The organism is Pseudoxanthomonas mexicana, from assembly GCF_010093385.1.
GTDB classification, from domain to species: Bacteria; Pseudomonadota; Gammaproteobacteria; order Xanthomonadales; family Xanthomonadaceae; genus Pseudoxanthomonas_A; species Pseudoxanthomonas_A mexicana.
In genome coordinates this window covers 163,173-182,122 of the sequence record NZ_PDWV01000002.1, presented here as the reverse complement: position 1 = coordinate 182,122, position 18,950 = coordinate 163,173, and the positions used below count along the sequence as shown (strand labels likewise).

18 protein-coding genes are annotated in these 18,950 nt (G+C 67.6%); 9 read left to right on the top strand and 9 right to left on the bottom strand.

Annotated elements, in window-relative coordinates:
• Positions 1-25: 25 nt before the first annotated feature.
• The 6 genes from CSC76_RS01785 to CSC76_RS01760 all read left to right on the top strand — a co-directional run bounded on the left by CSC76_RS01785 (position 26) and on the right by CSC76_RS01760 (position 7,026).
• Complete coding sequence (locus CSC76_RS01785) at positions 26-1,960, top strand: NHL repeat-containing protein (protein WP_202923461.1); 1,935 nt, start codon at positions 26-28, stop codon at positions 1,958-1,960.
• A gap of 93 nt (positions 1,961-2,053) precedes the next feature.
• The gene (locus CSC76_RS01780) at positions 2,054-2,479 is read left to right on the top strand and encodes a YciI family protein (RefSeq protein ID WP_162108332.1); all 426 of its coding nucleotides are present in this window, start codon (positions 2,054-2,056) and stop codon (positions 2,477-2,479) included.
• Positions 2,480-2,489: 10 nt separating this feature from the next.
• A complete protein-coding gene (locus CSC76_RS01775) occupies positions 2,490-2,897 on the top strand; it encodes a VOC family protein (protein WP_162108331.1) in 408 nt (135 codons plus the stop codon).
• Positions 2,898-3,119: 222 nt separating this feature from the next.
• Complete coding sequence (locus CSC76_RS01770; RefSeq protein ID WP_238394839.1) at positions 3,120-3,647, top strand: hypothetical protein; 528 nt, start codon at positions 3,120-3,122, stop codon at positions 3,645-3,647.
• Positions 3,648-3,673: 26 nt separating this feature from the next.
• Positions 3,674-5,020, top strand: a complete 1,347-nt coding sequence (locus CSC76_RS01765; protein WP_162108330.1) for a phospholipase effector Tle1 domain-containing protein — start codon at positions 3,674-3,676, stop codon at positions 5,018-5,020.
• A 71-nt stretch (positions 5,021-5,091) separates the two neighbouring features.
• Positions 5,092-7,026, top strand: a complete 1,935-nt coding sequence (locus tag CSC76_RS01760) for an alpha/beta hydrolase family protein (RefSeq protein ID WP_162108329.1) — start codon at positions 5,092-5,094, stop codon at positions 7,024-7,026.
• Positions 7,027-7,033: 7 nt separating this feature from the next.
• Here the strand turns inward: CSC76_RS01760 and CSC76_RS01755 are convergent, their stop codons facing one another.
• The 4 genes from CSC76_RS01755 to CSC76_RS01740 form a co-directional block, all read right to left on the bottom strand.
• Entirely contained in the window at positions 7,034-7,408 is a 375-nt protein-coding gene (locus CSC76_RS01755; protein ID WP_162108328.1) for a YciI family protein, read from the bottom strand.
• An 88-nt stretch (positions 7,409-7,496) separates the two neighbouring features.
• Complete coding sequence (locus tag CSC76_RS01750; RefSeq protein ID WP_162108327.1) at positions 7,497-7,745, bottom strand: DUF3297 family protein; 249 nt, start codon at positions 7,743-7,745, stop codon at positions 7,497-7,499.
• A 51-nt stretch (positions 7,746-7,796) separates the two neighbouring features.
• Positions 7,797-8,507 carry a DUF6445 family protein gene (locus tag CSC76_RS01745; RefSeq protein ID WP_162108326.1) on the bottom strand — a complete coding sequence of 237 codons (711 nt, stop codon included), beginning with the start codon at positions 8,505-8,507 and terminating at the stop codon, positions 7,797-7,799.
• Between the two features lie 126 nt (positions 8,508-8,633).
• Positions 8,634-9,137 (bottom strand): fasciclin domain-containing protein, encoded by a 504-nt coding sequence (locus tag CSC76_RS01740; RefSeq protein ID WP_162108352.1) that lies wholly within the window; start codon positions 9,135-9,137, stop codon positions 8,634-8,636.
• A gap of 230 nt (positions 9,138-9,367) precedes the next feature.
• On the opposite strand from CSC76_RS01740, the gene CSC76_RS01735 reads away from it, so the two are divergent.
• Both CSC76_RS01735 and CSC76_RS01730 read left to right on the top strand, forming a co-directional pair.
• Complete coding sequence (locus CSC76_RS01735; protein ID WP_202923463.1) at positions 9,368-9,916, top strand: DUF6630 family protein; 549 nt, start codon at positions 9,368-9,370, stop codon at positions 9,914-9,916.
• A gap of 47 nt (positions 9,917-9,963) precedes the next feature.
• Positions 9,964-12,456: a mechanosensitive ion channel domain-containing protein gene (locus CSC76_RS01730; RefSeq protein WP_162108324.1), complete on the top strand. Its 2,493-nt coding sequence runs from the start codon at positions 9,964-9,966 to the stop codon at positions 12,454-12,456.
• Positions 12,457-12,466: 10 nt separating this feature from the next.
• Here CSC76_RS01730 and CSC76_RS01725 read toward each other — a convergent pair whose 3' ends face one another.
• The 3 genes from CSC76_RS01725 to CSC76_RS01715 are packed head-to-tail and all read right to left on the bottom strand — an operon-like array spanning position 12,467 to position 16,486.
• A complete protein-coding gene (locus tag CSC76_RS01725; RefSeq protein WP_238394838.1) occupies positions 12,467-13,600 on the bottom strand; it encodes a cytochrome-c peroxidase in 1,134 nt (377 codons plus the stop codon).
• A 26-nt stretch (positions 13,601-13,626) separates the two neighbouring features.
• On the bottom strand, positions 13,627-13,902 hold the full coding sequence (locus tag CSC76_RS01720; RefSeq protein ID WP_162108323.1) for a hypothetical protein: 276 nt from the start codon (positions 13,900-13,902) through the stop codon (positions 13,627-13,629).
• A 19-nt stretch (positions 13,903-13,921) separates the two neighbouring features.
• Positions 13,922-16,486, bottom strand: a complete 2,565-nt coding sequence (locus CSC76_RS01715; RefSeq protein ID WP_162108322.1) for a TonB-dependent receptor — start codon at positions 16,484-16,486, stop codon at positions 13,922-13,924.
• A 196-nt stretch (positions 16,487-16,682) separates the two neighbouring features.
• On the opposite strand from CSC76_RS01715, the gene CSC76_RS18955 reads away from it, so the two are divergent.
• A complete protein-coding gene (locus CSC76_RS18955) occupies positions 16,683-17,138 on the top strand; it encodes a VOC family protein (protein WP_162108321.1) in 456 nt (151 codons plus the stop codon).
• Here the strand turns inward: CSC76_RS18955 and motB are convergent.
• Positions 17,094-18,086 carry a flagellar motor protein MotB gene (gene motB / locus CSC76_RS01705; RefSeq protein ID WP_162108320.1) on the bottom strand — a complete coding sequence of 331 codons (993 nt, stop codon included), beginning with the start codon at positions 18,084-18,086 and terminating at the stop codon, positions 17,094-17,096. The genes CSC76_RS18955 and motB overlap by 45 nt on opposite strands.
• Positions 18,087-18,095: 9 nt before the next feature.
• A complete protein-coding gene (motA, locus tag CSC76_RS01700; protein WP_162108319.1) occupies positions 18,096-18,950 on the bottom strand; it encodes a flagellar motor stator protein MotA in 855 nt (284 codons plus the stop codon).

Genomic DNA, 18,950 nt, shown 5'->3' with positions numbered 1-18,950 from the left:
GCTGTCGCTGGTGGCGGGCGATGGCATGCGCGGGCTCCGGGACGGGGCCGGCGCGGTGGCACGGTTCGACGACCCCTGGGGCATCGTGGTGGCGGCCGACGGGACGCGCTATGTCGCCGACGCGGGCGACAACAACCGGATCCGCCGCATCGCCCCGGACGGCACCGTGTCGACCCTGGCGGGCGGACGCGAAGGATTCGCCGATGGCACAGGTGCAGCAGCCGCCTTCCATACGCCCTCGGCGCTGGCGCTGGACGGCGACGGCAACCTGTATGTCGCCGACACCGGCAACCATGCCATCCGCAAGGTCACGCCGCAGGGCGTGGTGACCACGCTCGCCGGGGGAGGCGGCCCCGGCTTCCGCGACGGGCCGGCGCGGCAGGCCCTGTTCAATGGACCCATCGGCGTGACCGCGGACGGCGCCGGCCGGGTCTACGTGGCCGACACCTACAACGACCGCATCCGCGTGATCAGCCGCGAGGGTCAGGTGAGCACGCTGGCCGGTGGCGACGGCCCTGGCTTCCAGGACGGCACCGGCGATCAGGCGCGCTTCGATACGCCCACCGCCGTGGCGGTGGATGCGACAGGGGTCGCGTGGGTGGCCGACCTGCGCAACGACGCGATCCGGCGCATCGGGCCGAAGGGCGGCGTCAGCACGCTTCCGCTGCAGCCCGAACTGGACACGCAGGCCGGGCCGCGCCGCCCGCTGGCGCTGGCGCTCACCCACGATGGCCACTTGTACGTCGGCGAGCTGTCCACCGGCCGCGTGATGCAGGTGATGCGCGATGGACGCTGGCGGGCGCTGGCCGGCCATCTGCCGGGGCAGCGGTTCTCGCGGACGGCAGGACTGGCCGTCGACGCCGCCGGCAATGTGCACTTCACCGACGCGGGCAGCCATCGCGTGCATCGCATCGCACCGATGACGGCGGCTGCGGTGGCCGCCGTCACGCCGGTCGGTCCCGCGCCGGACGATCCTCTGCCCGACACCGGGGGCCGCTGGCCGCTCGCGCCGCAGGACGGATGGCACGAAGTCGTGGGGACGCTGGGCGAAGTGCGCGGCGACTACCAGGGCGAGAGCCGCCACCACCTGCACGGCGGGCTCGACATCCGTGGCGATGTGGGCGCCACGGTGCTGGCCATCGCCGATGGCAAGGTGGGCAGCCCCTCGGCCGCATGGGGATTCGATGGCCTGGGCGAAGGGCTGGCCGTCGGCGCATTGGCCTACATCCACATGAAGGTGGGGCGTACGCCCCGCGGCGACCTGCTCGATCCTGCGCGCTTCCAGCTGCTGCATGACCTCAGCGGCGATCCTTCCCGCATCCGCGTGCGCCGCGGCACCCGCTTCTCCGTGGGGGATGCACTGGGCACGGTGAACCGCATGGCCCACGTGCACCTGTCCCTCGGCCCGCCCGGCTACGAGCGCAATGCGATCGCGTTGGGCTTCGCCGGTTTCACCGATGCCCATCCGCCGCGCATCGACGAAGTGGCGCTGTTCGATACGCTGGACCAGCCCATCGATGCGAAGCAGGACGGCCGCATCGTGGTGCCGCGCGACCTGCAGGGCATCCGCATCGTGGTGGATGCGTGGGACCAGGTGGACCGCAACCTGCCGCGCAGGCGCCTGGGTCTGCATGCATTGGGCTACCAACTGCTGCACCCCGACGGCACACCGGTACCCGGCTTCGAAACGCCGCGCATGACCATCGATTTCCAGCGCCTGCCTTCCGACGATGCCGTGCAGGTGGCCTACGCGCCGGGCAGCGGCATCACCGTGCACGGCAGCGCCGTCACCCGGTTCCGCTACAGCGTCACCAACACCGTGCGCGACGGCGCCTGGGCCGAAGGCGCGTGGCAGCCCGCGTCGCTTGCGCCCGGCGACTACCTGCTGCGCATCACCGCCCGCGACCACAGCGGCAACGAGGCGCAGGCGCGTCGGGACCTGCCGCTGCGCCTGCCCTAGGCGCGGGATCGGCGTGTCGATCGCCGCCCCTTCCGTTCGTCGTCTCCCTGAAAGCGCCGGATCGCCCGGCGCAACGCGCGACGGAGAACCCGCATGAAAGTCATGGTCCTGGTGAAGGCCAGCCCCGCATCCGAAGCCGGCGAGATGCCGGGCACCGAACTGCTCACCGAGATGGGCAGGTTCAACGAAGCGCTGGTGAAGGCCGGCATCCTGTTGGCTGGCGAGGGCCTGCATCCTAGTTCGCGTGGCGCACGCGTGCGGTTCGACGGCAGACAGCGCACGGTGATCGATGGGCCGTTCGGCGAAACCAGGGAACTGGTGGCGGGTTTCTGGTTGTGGCAGGTCCGCAATCTCGACGAAGCCATCGAATGGATCAAGCGCGCGCCGTTCGATGGCGGTGCGGAGATCGAACTGCGGCCCGTCTTCGAGGCGGACGACTTCGGCGACGCGCTGACGCCCGAACTGCGCGAGCAGGAAGCGCGTCTGGCAGCCGACCTCCACGCCCGCAACCCGCAGTGAGGTGCAGCGCATGAGCACCCAGATCTTCGTCAATCTTCCCGTGCGCGACCTCGACAAGGCCAAGGCCTTCTTCAGCGCGCTGGGCTACGTCTCCAACCCACAGTTCACCGACGAGAACGCAGCCTGCGTGGTCATCAGCGACAGCATCTACGTGATGCTGCTGGCGGAGCCGTTCTTCCGGGGCTTCACCCGCAAGTCGCTATGCGATACGCGGACGCATACCGAGGTGCTGCTGTGCCTGTCGGTCGCCAGCCGCAGCGAGGTGGATGCGATGGTCGCCAAGGCACTGTCGGCCGGCGGTCGTGAGCAGATGGAAGCCAAGGATTACGGTTTCATGTACCAGCGCGGCTTCGAGGATCTCGATGGCCACCTGTGGGAGGTCGTGCACATGGATGAGGCCAGACCGTCTACCGACTGATGCAGCCGGTGGGGCTTTGAAGTAAATGAATGCAGTGCGCGGCGTTGCTCACATTAGCGCGTCGCGGCTTGCGTCGCGTGGCACCGTGTCGTACAGATAAGGCTGTTTCTGGCAGGAGGCCTCGCGATGATCCGAAGACCAGCGCCTGCAGGCAGGAATGGCGTTCGCTCCGCTTTCGCAGGGATGATCGTATCGATGGTCGTAACCACAGGGTGCCAAGGCATGGCGATGACGCAGGAATCCGGGCACGTGCCCTCGGGGGGCGGAAACTCAACGAATAGCGAACCATTGACGTTCGTGCGGCATAACTTCGGTGCGTTCTGCTACTCGACCTATGGCTGCCGGGTGACCTACAACGGGTTCATTCACATCTCCGAGCCAGACGATGTGCTCCAGCTGTCTTCAGCCTCGCTCGGCGAGAAGTACCCTGCGAACCTGGATGCGAGCTATCTCTCGGTCGGTAATTTCCCAGAACCAGCCCAAGTGGTGTGGAAGTCGAAGGATGGTGTGAAGCATTCGGCTTCCGTTGACATTGCAAGCATATTCCGAGACCAGCGCGTCCTTCATCGTGTGCCCAATGGAGTCGTGGATGGCGACATCGGCGATCCCGGCATCATTCTGGAAGTGAACGACAGGACGATCAACGTCTACATGAAGGCGTTCGTGCCTACCCGGGTCCCGCAGATCCCAGGAAACGAGTACAGCCGTTTCCGGGATGACCTGATTCTGGCGTGGAGCAAGACCTACTAGCGGGAAGACGCACAAGGAGCGTGAAGATGGGCGGCGATCGACATCCGGATGGCGTGGAAACCTACCCGGCAACGCTGGAAGACCTGGCGACCTACACGCAGGCGCGGGCGCAACTTGCGGCATTTCAGGCTCCTGTCCTGGTGGATGGGGACCGGACTCGGGAGCGACTATTCGTCGCGGCATTCGATGGAACCGGCAACAGTTTGCATAAGGATGCTCCTGAGAACCTCACGAATGTAGGGAGGATCCGCGAGCAGGTTGAGGCGCTCCACAAGCGAGGCGAGGCTTCGCAGATCGCAACGGGGTATGTCGAAGGGCCCGGAACCCAAGGCGGGTTGCCCGGGCTTTCGGATGCGATACGTGGCGGCACTTACGAAGCCAGGATGGAGGAGATGTATCTCCAGTTCACCCATAAGGCTGCCAAATGGCTGCAGGAGAACCCCAGCGCCGACATCCGCATCGCCGCCATCGGCTCCAGTCGAGGTGCTGAGCAGGCCGCCGGCTTCACCCGCCTGATCGAAGAGCGGGGAATCCAGGATCCCGCGGGCATGAATGTGGTCCGGGATCGAAACGGCTTCATCGAGCGGCTCGAGTTCACGCGTCCGCCCCTGCGCGAACCCGGCACCGTCATCCAGGCCGTCGGCCTGTTCGATCCGGTGGGTACCGGTGAGCCGCGCAACCATGATCGCCGGCTGCCGCCCTCGGTGGTGTCGGGATTCCAGATCACCGCCGAAGACGAGCGACGCAACCTGTTCCAGTCCACGCGCGTGCTGGATCCCGGCGTGACCGACGACGGGCGCTTCCTCAACGTCACCGTGGCGGGTGCGCACAGCGACATCGGCGGAAGCTACGCGCTGGACGGGCTGTCCATCCGCAGCGGCAACCCGATGATCGACTACCTCAACGCGCTGAGCGATCCGCCCTTCCTGCAGAAGCGCGAGGAACCCACCGAACCGGTGCGGCACGTCATCCATCGGTCCGAGGGCCACCCGTTCTTCTACCGCACCTCCGTGTACGACAAGGAAGGAGTCCGCGGCAGGCAGGAAGAGCTCGCGCCACCAGCGTTGTGCAGGATCGACTGCCTCGATGCCCAGCCCCGCAATGCGGCGATGGCCGAAAGCCTGCGCTGGCATCCGGTCGAGATCGGACCCACGCCGGTAGCGGCATCGCCGGCGAACATGGTCGAACAACTGCTGCAGGCAGCGAAGCAGGGCGATACCGCCGCCATCGACCGGATCGGGCGCGACCATTTGCACAGCGAACACGGGCAGGCGTGGCTGCGCGGTGGCCAGCAGCGGTTGCAGGAACTCCAGCCGATCCTCCCCGCGCTGCCGGTGGAACCGCAGCGGGATCCCGCCGCACTCGCGCGCTGATCCTTCGCTTGTCGCGTCCCGTCGCCCTGCGGTTTAATCCACGCGGGGACAACGATGCCAAGGAGGCATCCATGGGGTGGGGAACACGGAGTGCGGGCATTCTGCTGGGATGCGTGCTGGTGCCGCTGGCGCAGGCCCAGGTGGATCTGGAGCCGTTCCTGAAGCAGGACGTGCTGGAAACGCTGAAGATCTCGCCGACCGGCGAGTACTACGCCCTGACCGTGCCGCTGGAGGACCAGACCATCCTCGCCGTGCAGCGGCGCAGCGACCGTCAGATCACCGCGAAGATCAGCGCCGGCGCCGACAGCATCATCGACGATGTCTGGTGGGTCAGCGACGATCGCGTCGTCGTGTCGGTGGCGAAGAAATACGGTTCGCGCGACCAGCCCTATGCGACCGGCGAACTGTATGCGACGAACGTGGACGGCTCGGTGCGCCGGCAGATCTTCGGGCGCTATGGACTGGATGGCAACGACCCGCTACCGCGTGCGGCCGAGCTTGTCGACCCGATGCCGGACGATCCGCGCAAGGTGCTGATCAGCATGTACGCGCTGGATACCTCGATGCCGAACACGCGGCTGATGACCCTGGACGCGTACAACGGCAAGCTCGACACCGTGGCGACGGCCCCCATCCGCCGCGCCGACTTCGTCGTGGATGCGACGGGCCAGGTCCGCTTCGCGCTGGGTGCGGGCGAGGACAATGCCAGCAAGCTCTATCACCGCGCCACCAGCGACGCTCCCTGGACGCTGATCAACGACGAGAACACGACACTGCGTGTCGAAGTGCCAAGGGGCTTTGCGCCCGACGGCCGCACGGCCTACCTGCAGGTCGAGCAGCGCGAGGGGCCGGACGCGATCGTGGCGCTGGATACGGTGACCGGCGAGCGCACGCAGGTACTCCGCGATTCGGTGGTCGATCCCTACCGGATCATCCGCGCCCCGGGCGGTCGCACGCCGGTGGGCAGCTTCTTCATGCACGACAGGCTGCGCACGGTGTTCTTCGACGAAACATCGGAGACGGCGCGCCTCTACCGCAAGCTCGAGCGGTCGTTTCCGGGTCATTCGGTCCTGATCACCTCGGGCACGCGCGACGGCAGGCTGAAGGTCGTGCACATCTGGAACGACACCAGTCCGGGCGACTTCTACCTGTTCAACACCGAAACCAACGCGGCCGACCTGATCTTCAGCCGACGCAGCTGGTTGGATCCGGCCACGCTGGCGCCCAGCGAATCGGTCGCGTTGAAGGCGCGCGATGGCCTGCCGCTCCATGGGTACCTGACGCGCCCCCGCGGAAGCAGCGGTCCGCTGCCGTTGGTGGTGATGCCGCATGGCGGACCGATCGGCATCTTCGATCGCTGGGAGATCGACGACGAGGCGCAGATGCTGGCGCGCGCCGGCTACGCCGTGCTCCGGCTCAATTTCCGCGGCTCGGGCAATTACGGGCGCGCGCACATGCAGGCCGGCGCACGCGAATGGGGCGGTGCGATGCAGGACGATCTCACCGATGCCACGCGCTGGGCGATTGAACAGAAGATCGCCGACCCGCAGCGCATCTGCCTGTACGGCGCCAGCTATGGCGGCTATGCGGCACTGATGGGCGTGGCCAGGGAGCCGGCGCTGTATCGCTGCGCGGCCGGCTACGTGGGCGTGTACGACCTGGAGCTGATGCACCGGCAGAAATCGCGCCATGCCAAGTGGCTCGGCAACTACATGGACGACTGGGTGGGCGACGAGCGCGCGGCGCTGGCCGATATCTCGCCCACGTCATTGGCGACGAAGATCCGCGTGCCGGTCTTCCTGGCCGCGGGCGGAAAGGACGAGATCGCCCCGCAGGCGCACACCGAGAGGATGGAAAAGGCATTGAAGGCGGCGGGCGTGCCGGTGGAAGCGCTGTACGTGCGCACCGAGGGGCATGGCTTCTACGCCGAAGAAAACCGCCGTACGTACTACAACCGGCTGCTGGGGTTCCTGTCGCGCCACCTCGGCGGCGCGGCGGCCAAGTGACGCGCGCTCAGGCGCCCACGCGCCTGCGTACCGCGTCGAAATCGCGCACCGGCCGCACCTCGATGCTGCCGGTGCCGATCCACGGGAACTCCTGCGCGCTCTTCACCGCCTCGTCCAGGCTGTCGGCCTCGATCAGGTTGTAGCCGCCCAGGATCTCCTTGGTCTCGGCGAACGGACCATCGACGACCTGTGTCTTGCCGTCGCGAACACGCACAGTGCGTGCGGTGCTGCCGTGCTCGAGCTGCTGCGATTCGAGCAGCGTGCCCTGCGCCTTCAGTTCGTCGGCGTGGGTGATGCAGCCGTGCATCATCTGGTCGAACGCACCGGCAGGCAGCGCTTCGAGCAGCGTGTCGTCGGTATAGATCAGCAACAGAAACTTCATGCGCCCTCCCGGCGAGCCGTGCAGGCCGGGATTGTGCCATGCCCTCGTGACGGGCGATGCCACGGCCGCGGCAGGCGCGGCGCCGCGCTCACTCGGCGGCGGGCGAGCGGTACCAGGCTTCCACGGTGCCCTTGATCTTCATCGTCATCGGGTTGCCGCGGCGATCCTTGGACTTGCCCACGGGCACGCGCACCCAGCCCTCGCTGATGCAGTACTCCTCCACGTTGTCGCGCTCCACGCCGTTGAAGCGGATGCCCACGCCACGGTCCATCGCCTGGGCGTCATGGAAGGGGCTGCGGGGATCGGAGGCCAGGCGGTCGGGAGGGGTGTCGGACATGGTCGTGCATCGTGCGGTCGGGAAGGCGACAGGATACCCGAAGCGCGCCGTTCACCACGCCACGCGGTTGCGGCTGCACACCAGTACGGCCTGCAGCGTCAGCCGTCCCTGGCGCGGATCGGTTGCCAGCCGGGAGGGGTCGGCGATGGCCGGCGCGTGGAAGGCCGCGCCGTCGTGGATGAGCAGCCGGTTCCAGCGTGCCGGCACCGTGCGCACGTGGGCGAAGCTTGCGTTGCTCGCGTGCGGGAAGCCCGCGGCGATGGCATGGCGCTGGGAGAACGCGTCCGGCGACAGTGCGTCCGCATCGTGTTCCAGCTGTTCCAGCGCCTGTGCCGACACGCGCGGGGCGAAGAAATGCGTCCCGCCGAGCGTGGCGTCGTGGAACAGGAACAGCTCCGCCACCGCGATGCACTGCTCCGGCGCGAAGGTGCGTTCGCGGCGCGGGATCCAGTGCGCGGGCGCCAGTGCCGCCATCGGCGATGTCAGCAGCGACAGGCGGCTGGCGCTGCGCAGTACGCGGCGGGCACCCAGCGCGCGTCTGGCGTGATCGCGGAAGACATCGTGCAGCAGGGCGGTGAATTCCTCCGGCATCCGCAGCTGCAGGCCGGGGAACACGGCCGGCGGTGCCGCCTGGAAATCCTCCCGGTACGCCTGCGCGAACGCAGGCAGCCGTTCCGGTGCCAGCAGGGCATCGTCGATGACGACGCAGGCAGCGTGTCCGTCAAGGGGCAGGTACTGGCCCTGGGGACCCGGATTGAACATGGCGCGGCCTCCCCGGCATGCGGCCAAGCGCGCCGGCACCGCCACGATAGACCGCCGCGCGGGCGGAAACAAAGAACGCCGGGGCGGCCCACCACGACCGCCCCGGCGTGTGCTGCCGTCGAGGAATTACGGCATCAGCACCTTGTCGACCACATGGATCACGCCGTTGCTGGCCTTCAGGTCGGCGGTGGTCACCTTGGCCACGTTGCCCTTGGCATCGGTCAGCGTCACGCCGCCGTCGGTCACCTGCGCCTTCAGTTCGCCGCCCTGCACCGTCTTCAGCGTGGCGGTGCCGCCGCTGGCCTGGATCTGCTGGGTCAGCGTGGCGGCGTCGACGTTGCCGGGCACCACGTGGTAGGTCAATACCGCGGTCAGGTCGGCCTTGCTCTCCGGCTTGAGCAGCGGATCCACCGTGCCGGCCGGCAGCGCGTCGAAGGCGGCGTTGACGGGCGCGAACACGGTGAACGGGCCCGCGCCCTTCAGCGTGTCCACCAGGCCCGCAGCCTGCACCGCACTGACCAGCGTGGTGTGGTCGGGCGAAGCGATGGCGGTGTCCACCACGTCCTTCTGCTCGACGGCGGGCGTGGTGGCTTCGGCGGGGGCCGGGTCGCTGGCTTCGGCCACCGGCATGGGGGCCGCGCCGGCTTCGGCGTCGGCGGTCTTCGGCGAGCATGCGGCGGCGGTGAAGGCGGCCAGCAGCGCAACGGAAAGGACGGTGCGATTCATCGGTATCTCCTGGGTGGTCGGGTGAGGTGTCGGAACTGCGGCAACACGTACGCGCCGCCCTCACGCGCGGATGCATCACATGGCCTTAATATTCAGCCAGCCTTGACGCTGTCCGATCGCCCACGCCCATGACACTGCCCGACCACGAGTTCGATCCCGACGACAACTTCCGCCACGCCTTCGACGACGAAGACGACATGGACCTGGACGACACCGAGGCGCTGGTGTGGAACCTGCTGGTGCTGATCAATCCGGGTGACGAGGAGACGGCGCTGCGCCAGTTCGCCGCCTATCGCGACGCCACCGGCGAAGCGGGCACCGAGCCCGACCAGGTGCTGTGGACGTTGAAGGACGCCATCGACTGGACATCCGGCTTCTACGTGGACTGGAAGGACACCGAGACCTTCATCGACTGCGTCAACCAGCTGGCGGCGCGCTATGCCATCGAGATCGACTGGGGCGGCGACCCCAGCGACGAGGACTTCCTCGACGGCACCGATGTGCCCGCCCTGATGGCCACCGCCTACGACCGCCTGCGCGAACACGGCTATACGCTGTGGAACTGGAATACCGGCGGCGATGCCTACGCCGGCTGGATGGCGCTGCGCCGCGACGACGACGGCATGCAGCAGCTGGCGGCGGTGATGGGCGTGGAGATCCGGCCGGGCAGCGACGCGTTTTGAGTGCAACCGTGCCCATCGCGCACGCGCTAGACTGCTGGCATCCCGCGGTGTCCAGATCGACCTCCATGCGCGTGCTGCTGGCCCTTCTCGCCTGCCTGTTGCCGTTCGCCGCACCTCTCGGGTACGCGCAGGACGCCACGACGCTGCTGGCCCCGTCCAAGCCCCGGGTGTCCGCGGCCATCGCGCTGGCCGACATCCCGGGCCGTGCCGATACGGATGAACGTTACGCGGAGGAAGTGTCGTTGCGTGCCGCGCGTGCGGATCCGCTTGGCAGGCTGGTGCCCCGCCTGGCGGCGATCGAGCAGTCGGTGGCGCAGAAGAACGGGCTGTTCGCCTACGGCGAACTGCGTACGCTGCCGGTGGTGCGGCTGGAGAGCATGGAGCGGCACTGGAAGTTCGATGCGCGCCAGTACGCCCGCTGGCGTGCCGACATGCAGGCATCGGTGGCGCCGTATGCGCAGGACGCTGCCGAGCTGGCGCTGCGTCGCGCCGATTGGGAGCTGACGCGGCGGGCGATGTCACCGGACAGCACGCCGGCCGCGCTGAGCGCGCGCGTCGAGGCGGTCGCCGCGCGCCTGCAGCAGGCAGAGCAGGCGCTGTCGTCGCCCCTGGCCGAACAGATCGGGCTGGGGCGCCGGGCCAACCTGCTGGCCGCACGGATCGAAACAGGCCAGCGCGCCGTTGAGGACGCGATCGACCATGCCGACCGGCGCCTGTTCCGGCTGGATGCGCCGCCACTGTGGCGGGTCCAAGACACCGGCACGCTGCGCCAGGGCGTGAGGGACAGCCTGACGCGCGGCCTCCAGTCGGAGAACAGTTTCGTCGCCCAGTACGCCGCGGCCGATGTGGGCAACCAGCGCGTGCTGCATGTGCTGCAGCTGCTGTTGCTGCCGGTGCTGCTGGGGGTGGCCTGGCGCCACCGGCGTCGTGGCGTGGATCCGGCTGCGGTGCTTGCGACCGATGCCGAACTGCGGGTGATCCGCCGGCCCATCTCCACCTGGCTGCTGCTGTCCATGATCGGCGTGCTGGTGTTCGAGCCCAATGCGCCGCTGTTCGCCCACCAGATGGCGATGCTGGTGGCGCTGGTGCCGGTGCTGCGCCTGTTGCCACAGCAGGGACGTCGCCTGCTGGGTCCCTGGCCGTACCTGGCGACGGCTTTCTACCTGCTGCAGCGGCTGTCGGTGCTGCTGATGGCCAGCGACTACCTGTACCGCCTGTACTGCCTCGTGCTGGCGATGCTCGCGTTGGCGGTCACGGCGTGGCTGCTGTGGCGTTCGCGCGGGCAGCGCTTCGTCGGCAAGACCGGGCGTGCCGGACAGCTGGTGCACGGCCTGGGCTGGGCCGCCGTGGTCGTGCTGATGGTATCGATCGGCGCGAACTTGCTGGGCAATGTGTCGCTGGCGGAAATGCTGGTGTCCGCCACTATCGAGAGCGGCTACTTCGCGCTGGTCCTGTATGCGGCGGTGACCGTGTTCGAAGCGCTGCTGCGCCGGCTGGGCGCACGCAAGGAGGTCAGGCGGCTGTGGCTGATGCGCCGCCATGGAGGCACGTTGCTGGAATCGTTCGCGCGCTGGGCGAGGGTGGCGGCGGTCGTCGGCTGGATCGCCTTCACGATGACCCGCTTCCGCCTCTTCCGGCCGGTGTACGACACGGCCAAGGCCGTCGTCACGCATCGCTTCGAGTATGGCGAGCTGTCCATCAGCCTGGGTCATGTGTTGGTGTTCTGCATCGGCGTGGTGCTGGCCGTGTGGGTCGCGCGGACCCTGCGTGCGCTGCTGCGCGAGGAAGTGCTGCCGCGCATGGCGCTGCCGCGCGGCGTGGACAACAGCGTGGCGTCGCTGAGCTACTACGTGCTGCTGCTGGTCGGCCTGCTGGCGGCGCTGTCGGCGGCGGGCTTCAAGATCGGGCAGCTGGCCTTCCTGTTCGGCGCGTTGGGCGTGGGCATCGGCCTGGGCCTGCAGGACGTGGTGCGCAACTTCGTCTCCGGCCTGATCCTGATGTTCGAGCGGCCCGTGAAGCCGGGCGATGCGGTGGACATCGGCGGTACCGCCGGCCGCATCCGCGCCATCGGTATGCGCGCCACCACGGTGCGCACCTACGACGGCGCCGACGTGGTGGTGCCCAACGGTATGCTGTTGTCGGACAAGGTGACCAACTGGACGCTGGTCGACCAGAACCGACGCGTCGACGTGGATCTGGGCGTGGCCTACGGCTCGGACGTGACGCGGGTGATGCAGCTGCTGCAGGAGACCACGCGCACCACGCCGGGTATCGCCGACGATCCGGCCCCGGCGGTGCTGTTCACCGGGTTCGGTGCCAGCTCGCTGGATTTCGCCATCCGCGCCTGGACGCGTCGCTTCGACGACTGGGGCACGACCCGCAGCGACCTGATGACCCGGCTGTACGCCGCCCTGACGGAGGCGGGCATCGAGATTCCCTTCCCGCAGCAGGACCTGCACCTGCGGACGGTACCGGGCGATGTGCTGCGGGCGCTCGCGGTGCGCGGGCCGTTCCGCGGCAAGGACGGACCGGAGGCCTGAACCGCCGCGCCTACAGGGTGCGCAGGAACTCGGTGATCGCCTCCAGTTCGGTGCGGTGCAGGTCCAGCGGCTGGAGCAGCGGGTCGACCTGCGGGAAGGGAGGATCGTCCGCAGCGCCGGGCGCTGGCTTGGGGCGGGGCATGCCGACGTTGTACATGTTCACCACCCCGCGCAGCTCCATGAAACCACCGTTGTGCATGTACGGTCCCGTCTTGCCGACGTTGCGCAGTGACGGGGTGCGGAACCTGCCGCTGTCGGCCGGATCGCCGGTTATCCGGTACCGCCCCAGATCCTGCTTGTTGCGGCCGTAGAAGTGCAGGCCGAGGTTATGGAAGCGGTTGTCGGTCAGCGCGGGACCGCTGTGGCAGTTCATGCAGCGCGCCTGCGTGCGGAACAGGTGCAGGCCCCACAACTGCTGGTCGGTCAGCACGCCGCGCTGGCCTTCGAGGAAGCGGTCGAAGCGGTTGAAGCGCGGCACCAGGCTGCGCTGGTAGCTGGCCAGGGCCTGCGCCACACGCGACATGGTGACCCGCTTCTCGCCGAACACCTGCGCGAACGCAGTGGGGTAGTCGGTCTCCCGGTTGAGCCGCTTCTCCAGTTCGTGCGGCGAGAACGCCATCTCCGCCGAATCCTGGATCGGGTGCAGCGCTTGGGCCTCCAATGTCGCCGCGCGCCCGTCCCAGAACAGCGGACCGGAGAACGCCGCCATCGACACGTTCATCGCGTTGCGCTTGCCCGCCTGCCGGTCGTGCCCGAACGACACGCTGCGGCCATCGCCCCAACCCAGTTGCCGGTCATGGCAGCTCGCGCAGGCGATCTGCCCGCTGCGCGAGAGGCGGGGGTCCTCGAACAGTCGCTTGCCCAGTGCGATCTTCTCCGGCGTCTGGGGGTTGTCGGCGGGTACCGGCGGCATGTCGGGCAGTGGCGCGAGTTCCTGCCACACCGCGCCCGCATCGACCGTGGGTGCCGGCCATTGGTCGATGGGCAATGCATATACGCGGCGCAGGCAGTCCGCGTCCATCGATGGTGCGCTGACGGCGATGCGCTGCCGGCATTCCGCGATAGACCTTTCCGGAGCAGCGCTTTCCGACCGCGACTGCGCCGCCGTCGCCGCGACCAGCCACAATCCCGGCAGCAAGAACATCAGCGCAGACAATCCGCGACGCATGCTCAGGCCCCCGCCATCAGAAGGGCGCCTGCCAGCAACGGCATCTGCACGAAGGCGATGAAGGCGCGCAACGTGAGCGGCCATTCGCGCAGGCGCCAAAGCGCCCACAGGCCGGCGCAGCCCGATGCGATGGCGCATGCGGCCATGGCGAGCGTATAGCCGCTGCCTCGCCAGGCCTCCTGAGGTCCGGACGCGGCCAGCATCAGCACGACCTGCGCGGACACGACGGCGGGCAGGCACCACAGCAGCCAGTGTGGTAAGAAGGATGTATTCGCCATCATGGGTACCTGTTGTTGACTAGAAGCGATAACCCAGTTCCAGCCAGTAGCTGCGGCCGGGTTCGTAGTAGGACGTCGTGCCGATGCTCCCGCTCAGCGGGTTCCGGCGGTTGAAGACGTTCATGGCCTCCACCCGCACGTACGCTTCCTGCTCGTGCGGCAGGGTCAGGCTGTACTCCAGCGTGGTGTCCCAAGTGAAGGTGCGCGGCGCGTCGTATCGCTCGATCACGTCGATCGTCTCGTCCTGGTACTGCTCCGCGCCCGTGACGGTGAAGCCAGTGAAGCCGGCGCGATAGCGCAGGAAGTTGCTCCACATCAGACCCCATGCCGGCAGCCGCGTCTGCGTGGAAAGTCGCGCCGTCCACGGGCGGTTGTAGCTTGCCTGCGGCAGGTCATAGGCGTGTATCACGCTGCCTTCGTAGCGCACCAGGCGGTTGTAGGCGTTATCCGTGTAGCCGCTTTCGTAGTCCACGTAGTTGCGGAGCACCTCGGTGTGGTCGAACGCGAACTGCGCGTGCGTTTCGCTGCCCCGCCAGGTGAAGGGGCGCTGCAGGCCCACACTCAGCGTACTGGTGTCGCTGCGGCTTCGACCGGCGTTTACGTATTCGTACACGTTCGTCGAGTAGTAACCGCTGGTGTCGTCGCTCGCGACGCGGCGTCGGAGGACCTCGTCGCGCCCGTCCCGGCGGACGTGCTTCAGGTTGAAGTCCAGACCTGCCAAACGCTGGTTGATGCCGAGATTCAGTTCGTCGCTGTACGGAATGTCGAGAGTCTCGAAGCGGTTGTTGGCCGTGTAGGTGCGACTGCGGGACCACAGCAGCGACGGCGCCGTACGGGTATAGGTGGTCTGCAGGTTGTCGCGTCCCTCACGCAGCTTGTAGGTGAAGAAGCTACGGCCGTAGTAGCGGTTGGCGCCGGCGGTCAGCAAGGTATCCTGGTTGCCTAGTACGTCCCACGACATCGCGAAGCGGGGTGCCACCGTGGTCTTGTCCATCAGGTTGTCGCCATCCACTCGGATGCCGGGTCGGAAGCTCCAGCGCCCCAGCCGGATGTCGTCTTCGGCGAACAGGCCCCACTCCCTGAGCTTCACTTCGAAGTAGCCCGCGCTGTAGATGTTGCGGGTGCGGAAGAACTGCCCTTGGCCTGCAACCACCCCTCCGGTACCGCTGACGCTGGTGTAGACCGGCGACAGCGAGCAGGAGTCGGTGTCGACGGCACCATTGGCATCGGTGCAGGAGGTCGTCCGGCCGGGACTGAGGAAGCTGTAGTGGTCGTTCAGGCGGTGATAGGTGCCCAGGCGGTCGCGGTACTGCAGACCGAACTGAAGCGCGTGACGGCTCTCGCCCCACGCGAGCGCACCCCGACGCGCGGTGAGCGCGTACCCGACGGTCCGGTTGCGCTGGTCGATGTTGCCCCAGTTGCCTTCGAAACTGCTGTTGTTGACGCCCCAGTCGTAGTCGGGTGAACGCGCCCAGGCCTTCCAATAGTCCACGTCGTCGGGTACGCGGCGCGAACTGTCCAGGTCGCTGTAGCTCACTACCTGATCCAGGCCCCACGCGCCGACATCCAGTCCCACGCGAAGACTGCCCACGGGCCCGCCCTGCTTGAGGTCGAAGTATGAATTCCTGGCGTTCTGGGTGAAGTAGCGCTCGTCCGTCGGGGCATGGGTGAAGCTCCCCGACAAGGTGATGCCGTTGCCCGCCCAATCCATCCTCACGCTGGCGCTGGTGTTCTCCCGGCGCTGCTCCTTGATCAGCTCATCGCTCGTGCTGACCTGGCCGGCCGAGTAGCCGCGGAGCGGAATGTCGGATCGGGTACGGATGACATTGGCGATCCAGCCCAGTCCGCCGCCGGTGCGCCCTTCAAGCATCGCCGACACCCGGTATTTGTCGTACACCGGCTGGTTCGCGTACGTCGAGGACTGCGAGATGTCATCGCCTTCCGGGAGGATCATCTCATTCCACACCGAGCGCGACATGCGGAAAGATACCTTGCCGCCCAGCGTGTCGCGGGCCTTGCGGCTCTCGGCATCCACGACGCCGCCGCTGAAACCGCCGAACGCGGCGGGCACGTTGCTGTCGTAGACGGTCAGCTGCCCGATCAACTCGGTGTCCAGCGCGATGCCCTGGGTGGCGCTGGGCACGTCGGCCAGGTCGTGTGGATTGGTTGCTTGCGGATCGATGTCGTTGTTGAAGCTGGTGCCGTCCAGCTGCAGCAGGTTCTGGTAGTACTGCCCGCCGTTGATGCTGATGTTCGCGGGGCGGATCTCGCCCATGCGGTTGGACGAAGCGAAGGCGGAATCGTCGAACTGCACGTTCGGGTTGATCCGCAGCAGCGTGCCGATGTCGCTGTTGCCCTTCGCCTGGTCCTGGATGTAGCGCTCGTTGAGCACCATGCCTTCCTGGTACGGAAACAGGCGCTGGCCCACGACTTTCAACGTGTCCAGGGTGGTGGGCTTGAGGTATTCCGGCGAACTCGCCAGCGGCGTCGTGGACGTCGGGGCGGGAGTATCGGAGGATGCGGGATCGGTTGCGTGCGCGCCGGCGGACAACGCCGACAGGATCGCCAGGGTCAGGAGTTTCATCGAGTTCTCGGAGCGGGTGGGTGCCCGAAGGGCGCGTTCCGCTGGCGGAGAAGACTTCGATGAAGCGACTCGGTGCTGGCTGATCGGCGCGGATTGTGCGCGCTCCGTTCAGCTGCGTCAACGCTGTGATCGCGCATTGCATGTCGAAATCGCGTCGCACGGATCGTCGCATCTGCAACTTTCCAGGAGCGAGCCGATGGAGCCCCCTTTCGACGTGCAGCGCATCGACCACCTTGTCCTGCGCGTGCGCGACCTGGCACGCAGCGTCCGCTTCTACGGCGAGGTGCTGGGTTGCCATGTGGAGCGCCGGCGCGAACACCTGGGCCTGGTGCACCTGCGTGCAGGCGCTTCCATGATCGATCTCGTCGACGTGGCGGGAAAACTGGGCGCGCGGGGCGGGGCGCCGGCGGGCGTGGAAGGGCGCAACGTCGACCATCTGTGCCTGCGCATCGATCCTTTCGATGAAACGGCGCTCAGGGCGCATCTGGCGCGTTTCGGCATCGCACCGATGGGGCCGGCGGAGATCAACTTCGGCGCGGAAGGCGATGGATTGTCGCTGTACTTCCAGGATCCCGACGGCAACACCATCGAGCTGAAAGGGCCTGCCTCACGGATGGCCGGGGTCGGGCGCGCTGGCGACCGGGGCGGATGAGGCGACCGCCTGCACGGGTGCCTGCGGCATCGCGGTGTCGGCATCCGGCAAAGGCGCACCCGGCGACAGCAGTCGGCCTTCGCCCTGCAATGCATCCTCGGCCGCCTTGGTCATCACCACGATGCTGATGCGGCGGTTGATCGGATTCTGCGGGTTCTGTTTGTCGAACAGCACCGACGACGACAGGCCGACGACGCGCGACACCTTGTCCTCGTGCATGCCACCGGCCACCAGCGCGCGGCGCGCGGCGTTGGCGCGTCCGGCGCTGAGTTCCCAGTTGGTGTAGTCGCGGCTGGAGGCGTACTGCGTGGTGTCGGTATGGCCAGTGATGCTGATGTGGTTCGGCACCTTGTTGATGAAGGTCGCCAGCTCCGCGAGGATCGCCTGCGTGTACGGCTTCAGCACGGTCCCGCCCAGGTCGAACATCGGCCGGTTCTGTTTGTCGACGATCTGGATGCGCAGGCCTTCCGGCGTCAGATCCAGCAACAGCTGGTCCTTGAACGGTTCCAGCGCCTGGCTCTTGCCGATGGCTTCCTCCAGCGCCTGCATCAGCGATTCCAGGCGCTGCTTTTCCTCCGCCTTGCGCTGCGCCTCGGACGCCTGCTGCGCATCGCCGGGCGGCTTGGCGAAGGGGTTGTCGCTCTCGCCCTTGGGCATGTCCATGGTGCCGCCGAGCTTGATCATCGCCGTGCTGGCGCCGCCGGGGCCGGCGGGACCGGGCGCGGGCGAGAAGCTCTTGCCGCTCAGCGGGCTGGGATTGCGGAAATCCTCCGAGATCGCCGCGCGCTCCTTGTTGGTGGTGGCGCCCATCAGCCACATCACCAGGAAGAACGCCATCATCGCGGGGACGAAGTCCGCGTAGGCGACCTTCCACGAGCCGCCGTGATGGCCGCCGCCGGCGACCTTCTTGACCCGGCGGACGATGATGGTGGGGCGCTGTTCGCTCATCGCCGTGGCTTACTTGTTGGCCTTCAGGTGCGCTTCGAACTCGGCGAACGGCGGACGCACGTCCGAGGGCAGCGTCTTGCGCGCGAACTCCAGCGCCACCGCCGGGTTGTAGCCGCGCAGACAGGCCAGCAGCGCGGTCTTCACCGATTCGTACATGCGGCTGTCCTGCTCCACCTGCGCCTCGATGGCCGCGGCCAGCGGCGAGACGAAGCCGTAGGCCAGCAGGATGCCGAGGAAGGTGCCGACCAGCGCGGCGGCGACGTGCGCACCGACCGCGGCGATGTCGCCGCCGATCGAGCCCATCGTCACGATGATGCCGAGCACCGCGGCCACGATGCCGAAGCCGGGCAGGCCGTCGGACACCTTCTGCAGTGCGTGCGCCGGCGCCATCGCCTCGTGGTGGTGCTTTTCCAGCTCCAGCTCGAGCAGCGGCTCCAGTTCGTGCGGCTCGATGTTGCTGCCCACCATCAGGCGCAGGCATTCGGTCAGGAAGTCGAGCAGGTGGTGGTCGCCGAGGATCTTGGGGTACTTCTGGAATAGCGGGCTGTTGGTCGGGTTCTCGATGTGCTCTTCCAGCGACATGAAGCCGTCGCGGCGCGCCTTGTTGAGCATCTCGTGGATCAGCGTCAGCACGTCCAGGTAGTCGGACGGCTTGTACTTGGCGCCCTTGAACACCGACAGCGTGGCGGTCAGCGTGCCCTTGACCACCTTGGTGGGGTTGCTGGCCATGAACGCGCCCAGCGCGGCGCCGCCGATGATGACCAGTTCGAACGGCTGCCACAGGGCGCCGAGCTTGCCGTGCGAGCCCAGGTAGCCGCCGATCACGCTCAGGGGGACGGTGATGAAGCCGACGATGATGAGCAT